Here is a 13,611-nt window from a genome sequence, read left to right on the forward strand (position 1 = left end):
TATGGGTTTTTCGACTCATAACTCTTTTTTTTGTCCTGCTATCCCCAAAGCCGCTGAACCCGGATCGAACGGCAAAATTAACTAAACAAAAGCCCCGAGCTGGCGTGTTAAGTAAGCAGATTGATGTATTACCGTACTATGGCCACTATCTACACCCCCAAACAGCAACGTGTTCTCTTAATTGTCAGCCTGATTGTGATTGCCGGTTTTATCCTGGTTGGTTTGCGGCAGTATACGGTCGCTCTGCTGGGCTCCGGCATCATCTACGTCATCTTTCGACCCTGGTTTACGGCCCTGGTTCACAAGCGGAAATGGAACCGCCTGCTGGTGACCATTCTGTTGATTCTCTTTTCGGTCGTGGTGATCATTATGCCGTTTCTGGCGCTTAGCTTGTTGTTAATCAATCGAATACAGTATTATAGCCAGCATACGGAACAGATTCTGCAACTGATCGATAAACTCGAAAAGGCCACCGGCATCCAGCTGACCAATCAGGCCAATATCAAGAATCTGGTGCAGCAGGGGGCCGGTTTTGCGAGCCGGCAATTTCCGTCGATTCTGAGTGGTACGCTCGATGTGGTTATCTCGCTGGGGCTGCTGTATGTGGGGCTGTATTTCATCTTCATGGAAGAAGAAAAGTTTCTGAAGGGACTGCGTAAATACCTGCCTTTTGAGAACGATACGCTGAATCAGTTGGGAGAGGATCTGAAAAATATGGTGAATGCCAATATTTTAGGGCAGGCGCTGGTGTCTTTGGTGCAGGCGGTTTTAACGGGGGCAACACTCTGGATTTTTGGCGTTCCGGATGCGGCTTTCTGGGGTACGGTTGCTTTCTTTTTTGCGTTTATTCCGATTCTGGGGACCCCGATTGTGTGGGCTCCGGCAGGTATTATTATGCTTTCGCAGGGCGAAATTGGCAGCGGAATTGGCATTCTGGCCGTGGGGGCAGTGGTCATTATCAACGTCGACAACCTGCTGCGGGTGATGCTGGCCAAGCGCATGGGCGACGTTCATCCGTTTGTTACCCTGACTGGCATAGTATTGGGAGTGCCGGTTTTTGGGATTTTAGGGCTGGTCATCGGGCCGCTGTTGCTGTCGTATTTTATGGTGCTGTTTCAGGTATTTGAGCGGCAAAACCGCAAACTGAGGCTGGAAGGTGAGAGGGAGCAGGAGAAACTGGAACAGAAAGCGAAGCGATCGGTCTAACAGAAAATGCGCAGAAGAGTCTGAAAAGGCATACGGGCGGCTTTTAGCCTGAATTTCGTTGGAGAAGAAAAAAAAGTAACGCACAAACCGTTACTTTTTGTGACTTCCTCCGTCTAAGGGCCTTGTTATTCGCGGTGACGGAAAATAATTGAACAATTTTTCAAATCTTGTTATTTTTCAATTCTCCCAAACCAGACTGCCATTTCCGTGGCGCCCCGGTTATTCCAGGCATAATAGGGAATAAGCGTTGTGGGTTTTGGCCCGGCTGCGTTCAGGACGACGAGACCACCAAGAACGTTTTTCCGAAATTCCGGGGAATAGGTTTGATTCGGTTGGTGCATAATGGTCAGCGCCTGGCCGTCATTATCGACGCCTTCCGCGCAATACACAAGCGGACCGCGTTCGATCGCTACTTTTCCCTGATCGGCCTTGACCTTGGCATGGGCCACTACCTCCCGCACCGGCATGTCGAGCGTCAGCGTGATGACATCCCCCGGTTGCCAGGTCCGAAACAACTTCACATAGCCATTTTCGACCGCAACAGGAGTCGGTTGTCCGTTGATGGTGAGCTTGACCGTGCTTGGGAGCGTCGAGGAATAGTGATATAAATCGCCCGGCATGGGTTGGTTCCGCGCCCAGCCCGGCACCCGGATCAGCATCGGAAAAGCGACCGCTTTTTTGGGGGAAAGGGTTAATTTGATGGCACCGTCCCACGGATAATTGGTTTGCTGCCGGATGCGGACCGCGGTTTGGTTCAGGGTAACATCGGTTTGACTATCGACAAACAGGTTGATGAACAGTTCGTGGTTGCGCAGGGCGTAAATATACCCCGGCAGTTGGGGTAAAAACCGGGCCACATTGCTCGGGCAGCAGTTGATGCCGAACCAGGGGGAGCGCCGGGCCGGTTCGCCGTTTCCGAAATCCTTTTTCCCGTTGGACGACATGGGGTTCACGTAAAAAAATGTGTTGCCTTCCAGCGAAACGCCCCCCAGAAAACCGTTGTACAAAACCCGTTCGAACACGTCCATGTATTTGGCATCACCCGTCAGTAAAAACAGCCGGTGATTCCAGAGCAGGTTGGCAACGGCGGCACAGGTTTCGGCGTAGGCGGCATCGTTGGGCAACACATACGGCTCATCGAAAGCTTCGCCGTTTTCGCGGGCACCCACCCCGCCGGTAACGTACTGCTTGCGGGTGGTGGCATCTTCCCAGATTTTCAAAACCGCATCCCGGATCGCCGGATCGTGTTGGAGAGCCGCCAGATCGGTCATCCCCGCATACAGATACTGCGCCCGTACGGCATGGCCTACGGCCTCGGTTTGCTGAATCACCGGTTTATGATCCTGAAAATAAGCGGGTCCGAGGTTGTGCGCATCCTGAAACAAGGCCCGTTTGTCGCCCCGGCCGCGCATGTCCACCAAAAACCGGGCGAGATCGAGGTAACGTTTATCGCCCGTCAGGCGGTATAGTTTGACGAGGGCAATTTCCGTCTCTTCGTGCCCCGGCACCACGATCAGCTGCCCCGGTTTGGGGCCGATGGCTTTCACGAGATGGTTGGCGTTTTTGAGGGCGATATCCAGAAAATTCCGTTTGCCGGTGGCCTGGAAATGGGCGATGGCAGCTTCGTACAGATGGCCGACATTGTATAATTCGTGGCTTCCGTTCTCAAAGCTGTACCGGGTGGGTCCGGCAATCCAGTCCTTCAAACCGGTGCTGTCTTTGAAAATGGTACGAATCGTATACAAATACCCATCGGGTTCCTGGGCAGCCGCGATGAGGGTAATCAGACTGTCGAGGTAGCGGTCGAGTTTCGGGTCGTAGCGGATCTGGAGCGAGTAGGCCGCGCCTTCCATCACTTTGTACACATCCGATTCGTCGAACCGGATGCCGGTAAACGTCCCTTTTTTCAGGCCACCCGCTACGGCAAAATTGTCGAATTTATGGTTTTCCTCCAGTTTCTGGAAGGCGTGCGGAATGGTAACGGTACGGGCCATCTCCACCCGATCGTGCCAGAATCCCTGCTGGGTTTTAACGCTGGCCAGCGGGACTGGTATGATCGGATAGTCCTGGGCAAAGCCAGATAGGGACAACCCGAAAAGGCTAAAAAAATAGCGAAAACGAAGCATATTGGGGAAATTCATACAGATCTGAAATCAGCAAATCGTCCGTAAGGAGAACGTGAAGTGGGGCGAAATGTTGGATTGGGCACCAATCAATCCCACCGAACCGGGCGTTTTACGCCGAAAAACCGGTCATCAGCAGTACTGAATTTGGGGGCCATCGACAACCACCAGCCAGCCTTCAACGGCTGAATATCCCATTTGCTGGTACAGTTTCAAAAATGCCCGCATTCGGGCTTGCTGCGCTTCGTCGGGCGCTTCGGTCAGGTAGTTGACCAGCACGACTTTTTCGGGAAAATATACGACGCGGTTGGGACCGTTACGCTGCGGTTTACCATCCGGGCCCTTGTTGACCAGAATCTGGCGGTTTTTTTCGCTCCGCTGGCTGGTTGAGAAAAGGGGCCGAATGGCCGCATGGTTCAGAACCGTCTGTAAGGCGGTCCACAAGGCATCCTGTTCCGAGGTTCGCAGCAGTCCTTCGGCGACCATCCGGCGAACGACTTTTTCGGCATCCTGCGGACTGTGCAGCAGGGTGAGGGCGGTGCAGACTTTCTGCCACCAGGCCCGGCTTTGTTCAAACGCGGTGGGGTCGATGGCCCGCTCGATACGCCGGAGCCGGAGCGGTTGCGCTCCTTCACGGTTGCTTCCGAAAACCGGGAGCGGCTCGCTGGAAACCGACAACCGGCTGGCCGGTTGGGTCACAAAATCGTGAAGCGGGTAGCTCAGCTGGCCATCCTGCCAACTGGGGTTCCCCCGCAAATCCGTCAGGTAGGTATACAGCCAGAAATCAATCCCATTGGCATTTTTGAAACCACCGTCTTTCCCCACTGAAAAATCCTGTTTGGCCGCAATGATGTAAAGGCGGTCGGTCGGGCGGGTAAAGGCCACGTAGACGAGGTTCATACACTCCACGAAGGTGCGGTACAGTTCGTCCTGGTACTGACCGGCCAGCGGAGTATCGTCCAGATCCTTTCTAATCGTAATCGAGGTCGTTCGTAATCGCCTGACTTCCTGCTGGTTTGGGCTATGAATGGTGAGCTCGTCCAGTTCGCCGAGGGGCGCCAGTTCGGCCCACATCGTCTCGTTATTCCGCGGTTTGTACGACCAGTCGGCATACGGAATGATCACCACCGGATATTCCAGCCCTTTCGATTTGTGAATGGTCTGGATGGTGACCGCATCCTGATCGGGCGGGGCGCTGACCGACACTTTTTCCTGGGCGGTTTCCCAGTAATGCAGAAAGTCCGAAAGGTGATTGCTGTAGCGGCTGCTGTAGGTCAGAATTTCGTCCATAAACCGGAACAGGTACGCGCTATCGCGTTCATTTTCATAGAGGTCGAAATAATCCGCCAGTTTTTCTGCCAGTTCGTAAATACTGAGCTGTTGCAGGACTTCGGCATCGAGCGGGGCTTTGTCGATCTTCGAAATCAGGCTGAAGATGCGTTCGTTATCTTCGGCCTTGGCCATTTCGTCCATAAACTCCATCCAGTCCGCATCCGGCAGCTTCGGGTTGATGAGCCGCTGGTAGAGAAACAGCATGTCGTACCGCACCATCCGGTTTTCGGGCTGGTGGAGCAATTGCAGCAGTGATACCAGAAACCGCACCCGCTCGGACGATTGCAGGGTCAGCGAATCCTCCGACGTCAGCGGAACGTTGTTGGTTTCGAGAAAGTCGGCGATCCGCCGGGCGTTTTTCTTAAACCGGCACAAAACCGCAATATCCCGGTATTGATAGCCGTCGGCCACCGCTTTCCGGATCAGTTCCAGCGTTCGCACCACCATCTGGGCGTTAAAATCCGGGCCATCTTCTTCCGATTTAGCGGCAAACCGATCCGGTTTTTCGATGAAATCAAGCTGCACGTGTCCTTTCAGACCGGCTTTGGCGGATGCCTGCCTGAATTGTTCGTCAAATACTTCCGTTACTTTCTCAAATTCGGTGTTGGCGTAGAAATCGGCCATGAACCGGAAAAAGCTGTTGTTGAATTCCACGATGGATTCTGCGCTGCGCCAGTTGGTGGTCAGCCGGTCGGGCTGGAGGTGAAACTGCAGGCCCGCTAAGCGTTCGAGCGTCATTTCGCTGGCTTCATGCGCCGACAGCAGGGGGGCGAGTTTCCCGCTATGGAGGGCAACAATCTGGTCCATGTCGCCCCCGCGAAACCGGTAGATGGCCTGTTTGGCATCGCCCACCGCGAGGTTAAACCGTTGGTAGGCTAAGTTGTTGTCTATTAAGGGTAAAAGGTTGGTAAACTGAAGCTTTGATGTATCCTGAAATTCGTCGATCAGAATGTGGTGAAACTTCTCGCCGAGCCGTTCGTAAATAAACGGAACCGGCTCACTGGTCACGACTTTCAGAATCAGGCGGTTAAATTCCGAAATATGGATGCGGTTCTGTTCGCGGAGCAAATCGTCGCATTCCTGCTTGATCTGTTTCAACAGGGCCACCTTCTGGAGATGTTGTTCGATGGCTTCGAAGGTCCGGTAGCGCTGCCGGTTCCGGGCCCGGATTTCCTCGATTTGCAGCATGAGTTCCCGCAGCTGGTCCTTAATGGCATCGATGGTATCGTGTTCGGGAAGGCGCTTTTTGCCGCCCGTATACCAGACATCGTCATCGATGGCTTTGCGGACGTACGAATTGGGGTCATCTTTAAAATCCAGATCGGTTGCGCGTTTTCGGAAATAAACCGCCACTCCGCTACGGCCCTGGTAGAAGGCATTGTCGGACAAGCCGGTTTGCTGAATAATCCGGTGACCTTCGCCCGCGAGTTGGGTGATCAACTCCTCGGTTTCCCGGTTTTTCTCCCGCAGGTTTCGGCGAATCGTTCGGAAATGAGCAGGATTGAGTTCCTTCAGCTTTTGTACAAACTCGTAGTTGCGGTCGCCCAGCTGGCCTTTCGAAAAGTCGACCAGCGTCTCGGCCAGACCGTACCAGCTTTTGCCGCCGGAGGCATTTTCGCGGTAAAATTCCTCCAGCGCTTCTGACAGATACGGATGGTCTTCCTGCCCGACTTTTTCCAGCAACCGGTCGATGGCCGTTTGCAGGACCGCGTCGGTGTCCATTTCCACCTCGAAACTGTACGGTAATTCCAGGTCGTCGGTAAACGCCGTGACCACGCGCTGCACGAAACTGTCGATGGTCAGGACGGAAAAAGCGGAATAATCGTGCAGAATGGAATGGAAGGTCTGCCGCGCCCGGTTTTGCAGGTCAGCCGGTTCGAGCGCTAATTCGGCGGCCAGCTCGCTCAGCTGGGAGTTGAGGTTACCGCTGGCGATTTTCTGAAGTTGTTCCAGAATCCGGTCTTTCATGTCCCGGGCGGCCGCGTTGGTGAACGTTACGGCCAGAATATGCTTAAACTGGTGGGCTTCAAACGATTTGCCCAGTTCGGTCCGGTCGCGCAGGGCCAGTTTCAGGTACTCTTTCGTCAGGGTGTAGGTCTTTCCTGATCCGGCGGATGAACTGAAGATTTTGAACATGGGAACGAAACGAGGAGGGAAAGAAAACCGGAAGGCGGAAGGGAATCAAGGAGCTTTGTTGCGGCTTTCGTCCCTTCCGCCCGTATCCCTTCCATTATAAATTCAGCCGAACACCCAGACCCGATTGCAAACCGAGAAAGAAGGGGGCCGGAATCACTTCAACGTACAGCCCCGTTTCCAGAAAAACCGAGAACGGTTTGTTGGGGGAGAAATACTCCAGACCGCCAACACCCGATCCGCCGACCGAAATGGTATTATCGAAGGCATTGACGGCGCTGAATCGATCCGGATAATACCGCCGGCTGTTCAACTGGCCCCCAAAACCGTAATAATAACGGAAGGACTGGGATTTCGCAATGCCCCCGTGCCAGAGGTAGTGCCCCTGAGCACTCAGCCCGACGTTTTTGTAGACCCCTTTCCGGTAACTGCGTCGGGTGCCGTAAATCCCGCCGAAACTGCCGATGTTCAGATCGAAAGCGTGGTTATTGCCAAAATACTTGCGGATATTGACACCGGACGGTTCACCGATCCGAAACCCGACGGCCCAGTTGTTGGTTTGTGCGCTGGCCTGCCGCGTCGTTGTCAAGCCAATCAACAATAAAATGGAAATGAAAAAAAACGGTTTCATGCGGTTTTAAAAGCTTAAACGGTTGTGGGAACGCGATCGGCGTAGACTTTCAGCGCCGACAGCAATTGATCATTTTCCGCTTCCGTTCCGACCGTGATGCGCAGGCATCCGTCGCAGCGTTTGACCCGGTGTCGGTCGCGGACAATGATTTGCTGGTCGATGAGGGAGTCGAAAACCGCCTTTGGATCATCAAATTTAACCAACAGGAAATTGGCATCTGACGGATAAACGTGGCGTACCAGCGGTAAATTGAGCAGATTGGCAACTAATTCTTCCCGTTGCGCCAGAATCCGGGCCACCATGGCGTCTTTGGCGTCGAGATGGTTCAAGGCCTTCAGCAACAGCGACTGGGTCGGACCACTGACGTTGTATGGCGGTTTGATTTTGTTGAGTACCTCAATAATGGCTTCCGACGCAAAACACATGCCCGACCGCAAAGCGGCCAGTCCCCAGGCTTTTGAAAACGTTTGCAGTACCACCAGGTTGGGGTATTGGTCGAGAAGTTCCGTAAACGACTGAGAACGAGCAAAGTCAATATAGGCTTCATCGACGACCACCAGCCCGCTGAAGTTTTCTAACAGCGTTAGAATGCTCTTTCGGTCGATCAGATTGCCCGTCGGGTTGTTGGGTGAGCAAACGAACAGGAGTTTGGTTCGGGGCTGGATGGCTGCCAAAACCGCCGGAACATCCAACTGGAAATCCGGGGTCAGCAGGACTTTGATCAGCGCCACATCGTTGATGGCGGCACTGACTTCGTACATGCCGTAGGTCGGGGGCATGATCAGGATCGAATCCTGACCCGGTACGCAGGTTGCCCGAACCAGCAGGTCGATTGGTTCGTCGGAACCGTTGCCGATAAAAATCTGGGTGGGCCGAACGCCTTTAATCGGGGCCAGCCGTTCCTTTATGGCCAGTTGATGCGGGTCGGGATACCGGTTGAAATGATCCTCCGAACCAAAACCGTCGAGCGTCGAACCGTCGAGCGTCGAACCGTATGGGTTTTCGTTGGCATCCAGGAAAACACCTTCTTTGCCGGTATACTCGTCGCGGGCGGACGAATAGGGCGTCAGCGTCAGGATGTGGGGGCGGAGAATGGAAGTAAGGTCAAACATATACGGAAAACTAACGATTATCGTCCCGGCGGGCCCAGGGCGGATTTTTCATAGACACGCGGTTTCGTCGGCGGTTTTTAGCAAGATAACAAATCTGCCCGCAACATCATTGCAAACTCGCCAGCCGCAGGCTCACGGCCTGCTTGTGGGCCAGCAGCGATTCGGCTTCGGCCATGGCTTCGATGGTCGGCCCCAGGGCTTTAATGCCGTCCTGCGAAATGGACTGGACGGTAATTTTCTTCACGAAACTATCCAGCGAAACACCGCTATAGGCCCGCGCAAACCCGTTGGTCGGGAGCGTGTGGTTGGTGCCCGACGCGTAATCACCGGCCGACTCGGGCGTGTAATTGCCCAGGAAGATGGAACCCGCGTTGGTGATTCGCTCCGCCACGGCTTCGGGATTTTCGACACTCAGAATCAGGTGTTCGGCGGCATACGCATTCAGCAGGTCGATGGCATCGTCTTGCGTTTCGACCAGAATGGCCTTGCTGTTGGCGATGGCCTGGGCGGCCAGGTCGCGCCGGGGCAGGCGTTCCAGTTGGGTCATCAGGGCGATATTCACCGTGGTTACCACGTTTTTATGGGTCGAAACCAGCAGGACCTGACTATCCGCGCCGTGTTCAGCCTGCGAAAGCAGATCGGCCGCTACGAAAGCCGGAACGGCGGTTTCGTCCGCGTAAATCGCGACCTCCGACGGTCCGGCGGGCATATCGATGGCCATGCCTTCTTTGGCCACCAGCATTTTGGCGGCCGTCACGTATTGGTTGCCCGGCCCGAATATTTTGTACACCTGCGGGATCGACTCGGTTCCGTAGGCCAGGGCCGCAATGGCCTGTGCACCGCCCACCCGGAATACATTCGTCACGCCCACGAGTTGAGCCGCATACAGAATGGCCGGGTGGTGGCTGGGGGTACAGAGAATGATTTCTTTGCATCCCGCGAGCTGGGCCGGAATCCCCAGCATCAAAACCGTACTGAACAACGGGGCCGTTCCGCCCGGAATATACAGCCCGACTTTTTCGATGCCCACGCTCCGGCGCCAGCACGTAACCCCCGGCATGGTTTCGATTTTTTCGACCGGTTGCCGCTGGGCTTCGTGAAACGTCCGAATATTTTGGTAGGCCCGCTGAATGGCGGTTTTCAATTCATCGGAAAGCTGGCGTTCGGCGGCAGCCAGGTCGGCTTCCTGAACTGGAAAACCTGTATAGGCTATTTGATCAAACTTCTCCGACAACTCCGCCAAAGCCGCATCGCCCCTCGTCCGGACCTGTTCCAGAATGGGAGCAACGGCTTTTTCAATCGCTTCGGTGGATTGAACCGGTCGGGCCATCAAGGTCGGCCAGTCGGCGCGGGAAGGGAACGAAAGAATTTGCATTGCTTAGACAAGAGACAAGAGACAAGAGACAAGAGACAAGAGACAAGAGACGAAACCGAAAAGGGATGATACCTCTTTCCTCTATTGTCTATTCTCTCTTGTCTACCTAAATTCAATAAATCATTTTTTCGATCGGAATCACCAGAATACCCTGGGCACCGGCGGAGCGGATGGCTTCGATGTTTTCCCAGAAATCGTTTTCGTTGATCACCGAATGGACGGAGCTCCAGCCTTCGGAGGCTAGGGGTGTCACGGTGGGGCTTTTCATGCCCGGCAACAGCGACATGATCTGCTCCAGCGCCGTGTTGGGCGCGTTCAGCACAATGTATTTATTGTTTTTGGCGGCCTGGACGGCTTTGATCCGGAACAGCAGTTTCTCGAGCAGGTTCTGTTTTTCATCCTCCAGCGTGGGCCGGGCGATCAGGATGGCTTCGGAGCGGAAAATAACTTCCACTTCCTTCAGTCCGTTGCTGAGCAGCGTACTGCCGGAACTGACAATGTCGCAAATGGCTTCGGCCAGCCCGATGCCCGGCGCAATTTCGACCGAACCACTGATTTCGTGAATCTCCGCCGACACGTTCTGCTCATGCAGGTAATTGCCCAGAATGCGCGGATACGACGTAGCAATGCTTTTACCGGCCAGATCCTGAATGCCGTGCCACTCGGTGGCGCGCGGAATGGCCAGCGAAAGGCGGCATTTGGAAAAACCCAGCCGATGAACGGTTTCAATCCGATGCGTGGACTCAACGGCCACGTTCTCACCGACGATGCCCAGATCCGCCACGCCGTCTTCGACATAACCCGGAATGTCATCATCGCGCAGAAAAAGAAACTCGGCGGGGAAATTCGACGAAACGGATTTCAGTTTGCCGGTACCGTAATCGAAACGGATGCCGCACTCTTTGAACAACTGGTACGAATCCTCGCTGAGCCGACCGGACTTTTGCAAGGCAATACGGAGAATAGAAGACACTGTAAAGCGGGTCTGATTTTGAAAGCGCAAAGGTAGGAAAAAAACATACGGAAGTCGCGGCTTTTCCGATCAGACCCGTCGAATCACCGAAAACCGGCCCGACGGAAAGCCCGCGAGCCGGTTTGGTAATGTTGCCGAAAACCGTTACAGGTAATAATCGGCGTTGAAAATCTGCTGCGGGATGGTAGCCGAAGTGACGGTATAATTGAACCCCTTCTGGACCGAAAAGGCCCCGACTTCGCCCTGCTTGTTGAGCGCAATGAAGCCCACCTGAAAATCCCGCGCCCGAACCGGATCGCGTTTGACAATCCGCTCGATGGCCCGGCGGCAGGCTTCCTTCGGTGACAGGCCCTGCCGCATAAACTCGACCACCAGGTGCGAACCGCACATCCGGATGACTTCTTCGCCCTGGCCCGAACACGTAACGGCCCCCACTTCGTTATCAACGTATAAACCCGCTCCGATGATGGGCGAATCGCCGACCCGGCCCCGCATCTTGAAACCCATGCCGCTGGTGGTACACATCCCCGACAGGTTACCGCTCGCATCGAGTGCCACCGTTCCCATCGTATCGTGGTTGGGAGCGCCGTTTTCCAGCTTGTTGGGGGCAAACGTCTTTTTGTTGTTGGGATTCGTCGGTTTTTTCTGGTTCAATTCAACGTTGATAACCGGTTTGTATTCCGACTTGATCAGCCATTTTTTATACGCGCTGTCGGCATCTGCCGACAACTTGCCGGATTCGAGCGGGAAACCGTTGGCCACCGCAAACTGCTGCGCCCCTTCGCCCACCAGCATGACGTGGGGCGTGATTTCCATGATCTTCCGCGCAACCGAAACCGGGTGTTTGATCCGTTCCAGAAAAGCCACGGAGCCGCAGTTGAACCGGTCGTCCATGATGCAGGAGTCGAGCGTCACGCGCCCGTCGCGGTCGGGATTGCCGCCCAGTCCGACGCAGCAGTTGATATCGTTTTCAATGGCAATACCGGCCTGTTCGACCGCATCGATGGCTTTGCCTCCGCTTTGTAATACCGGCCAGGCACTCCCGTTGGCAATCGTACCGCTATCCCAGGTCGAAACCACAATGGGCTGACCGGCCACCGCTTTTCCGGAAAAACCGGGCAGGCGGTTGAAACTGAGAAACGGAAGGGAGATTGTACTTAAACGCAGGAACGAACGGCGACTCTTCATAGATCGGTTGATGATGGGTAATGAATCCAAAACAGGGTGCAATTTACGGGCAAAGTTTAATTAAAACCTACCCCTCGATTACAACGAATTGTAATACGCAAACACGTCCATGAGCCCCGTCCGGTTTTTCAAATCCGGTTTTTTCTCCTTCAAATACGCACTGATTTGCGCTTCCTTGTCCTGCATGACGCTCAGCAACCCTTTCCGGCTGGCCGAAAATTTCGTCAGATTTTTCCCATCGCTGGTGTACCAGATGGCTTCCCGGATCAGTTCCGTATCTTTCGAGCCTGTACTTAAGGCGACGTTGTACGTTGGTTTCTTGACGTAAATCTGGTGCCGGAGCAGCAGTTTGAGTTTTCCGTCGTTCACCTGTTCAAAAAAACCGCGTACGTCGACGGGGGCACCCACTTCGGTGGCGTTGACAAACTGCATCGTCTGGCCTTTCTGCTCCATTCGGAACTGCCGCACGCGCTCCCCACTGACGGCCTTTACAGTTTTCGGATCGATCCGAAATTCCAGCGAATTGGTCTGCAAATTAAACCGCACCGGCGCATCGAGGATTTCCAGCAGCGGCTGGTGGCCGGGTTTTGCCATGTTTTGGTAGAACGAAACGGTGGTTTTGGCAAAAGCCGTATCGAGATAGGGATAGCCCAGGAGTTGCCCTTCCACCCCCGTCATGGTATAAAGGGGCATGACATCAAAATTGGAAGCCGTGAAATTCTGGTTCTGATTCAGCATATCGCGGGTCACGTTTGGAATCTGGGCGTAGGCAACTGACCCGATCAGCAACGGTAGCGCAAGTAATAGGTGGAAAGCTGGGGATGAAGTTGTTCTCATACGGGGCAGGATGTGTTCAATATGGTCAAAGATACATAAATAGATAACAACACCGACCCGTGATGGGTCGGTGTTGTACACGTCCTGACCAGCGCCGGAATAGCCTCATTTGATGAGCGCAAGTTTTTCGCGAGTGTATTCCTGGGTGGTCAGCGCGGCAATTTTCCACTGGCCGTTTTGCTTTTGGAGAATGAACAGGTCACGGCTTTCCTTTTTTTCGCCACCCAAATCCAGGTGGCCCATCGAAGTGACCCAGGCCATATTTCCGTTGATATGCGTGCGGAAATCGGAAGCCGTGTGTTTGCCGGCCAGGGAAGCCGGTTCTTTTTTGAGGTGATCGCCTACCATGCGTTTCATCGCTTCCCAGCCGTAGGCAAGTAGCATATGCTCATTCCCGGAATAGACCTGATAATACAGGTTGGGAGATTGGATGAAATAGCTGGTAAAACCGTTCAGATCCCGTTTGTCGAAGGCTAGGCGGGAATTGTTCAGCACGCTGAGAATGGCGGCCTCGTCGCCGGTTTTTTGGGCGTAGGACGGGCTGAACAGGGCCGCAACCGTAGCAGCAGAAAGCAGAAACGAAAGCATCAAGGATTTCATGGCATTGTAGTTTGAAAGGTTTGACATAAAAACTGAACCGAAAGTATCGGTGGCCGTAACCCGTTGCCACTCGTGTCGGGCGAATGGTTGGCAGGAGTTCG

General features: G+C 54.2%; 10 protein-coding genes. 1 reads left to right on the forward strand and 9 read right to left on the reverse strand.

Features of this window, described 5'->3' with window-relative positions; translation table 11 throughout:
- The first annotated feature begins 138 nt into the window (after positions 1-138).
- Positions 139-1,206 (forward strand): AI-2E family transporter, encoded by a 1,068-nt coding sequence (locus ACFPMF_RS01990; RefSeq protein ID WP_379840751.1) that lies wholly within the window; start codon positions 139-141, stop codon positions 1,204-1,206.
- Positions 1,207-1,376: 170 nt separating this feature from the next.
- Here the strand turns inward: ACFPMF_RS01990 and ACFPMF_RS01995 are convergent, their stop codons facing one another.
- From ACFPMF_RS01995 to ACFPMF_RS02035, 9 genes are all read right to left on the reverse strand, one after another.
- Positions 1,377-3,347 carry a glycoside hydrolase family 127 protein gene (locus ACFPMF_RS01995; protein ID WP_379840752.1) on the reverse strand — a complete coding sequence of 657 codons (1,971 nt, stop codon included), beginning with the start codon at positions 3,345-3,347 and terminating at the stop codon, positions 1,377-1,379.
- Between the two features lie 114 nt (positions 3,348-3,461).
- Positions 3,462-6,797, reverse strand: a complete 3,336-nt coding sequence (locus tag ACFPMF_RS02000; RefSeq protein WP_379840753.1) for a UvrD-helicase domain-containing protein — start codon at positions 6,795-6,797, stop codon at positions 3,462-3,464.
- 94 nt (positions 6,798-6,891) lie between these two features.
- Positions 6,892-7,425, reverse strand: coding sequence for a hypothetical protein (locus ACFPMF_RS02005; RefSeq protein ID WP_379840754.1), 534 nt, complete (start codon positions 7,423-7,425; stop codon positions 6,892-6,894).
- Between the two features lie 14 nt (positions 7,426-7,439).
- Complete coding sequence (gene hisC, locus ACFPMF_RS02010) at positions 7,440-8,537, reverse strand: histidinol-phosphate transaminase (protein ID WP_379840755.1); 1,098 nt, start codon at positions 8,535-8,537, stop codon at positions 7,440-7,442.
- Positions 8,538-8,643: 106 nt separating this feature from the next.
- On the reverse strand, positions 8,644-9,912 hold the full coding sequence (gene hisD / locus ACFPMF_RS02015) for a histidinol dehydrogenase (RefSeq protein ID WP_379840756.1): 1,269 nt from the start codon (positions 9,910-9,912) through the stop codon (positions 8,644-8,646).
- Positions 9,913-10,024: 112 nt separating this feature from the next.
- The gene (gene hisG, locus ACFPMF_RS02020) at positions 10,025-10,885 is read right to left on the reverse strand and encodes an ATP phosphoribosyltransferase (protein ID WP_379840757.1); all 861 of its coding nucleotides are present in this window, start codon (positions 10,883-10,885) and stop codon (positions 10,025-10,027) included.
- Positions 10,886-11,029: 144 nt separating this feature from the next.
- Complete coding sequence (locus ACFPMF_RS02025; RefSeq protein WP_379840758.1) at positions 11,030-12,073, reverse strand: isoaspartyl peptidase/L-asparaginase family protein; 1,044 nt, start codon at positions 12,071-12,073, stop codon at positions 11,030-11,032.
- Positions 12,074-12,151: 78 nt separating this feature from the next.
- Positions 12,152-12,910, reverse strand: coding sequence for a hypothetical protein (locus tag ACFPMF_RS02030; protein ID WP_379840759.1), 759 nt, complete (start codon positions 12,908-12,910; stop codon positions 12,152-12,154).
- A gap of 105 nt (positions 12,911-13,015) precedes the next feature.
- The gene (locus ACFPMF_RS02035) at positions 13,016-13,510 is read right to left on the reverse strand and encodes a YybH family protein (protein ID WP_379840760.1); all 495 of its coding nucleotides are present in this window, start codon (positions 13,508-13,510) and stop codon (positions 13,016-13,018) included.
- Positions 13,511-13,611 lie beyond the last annotated feature (101 nt).

The organism is Larkinella bovis (assembly GCF_042655385.1).
In the GTDB taxonomy this organism is placed as follows: Bacteria; Bacteroidota; Bacteroidia; order Cytophagales; family Spirosomataceae; genus Larkinella; species Larkinella bovis.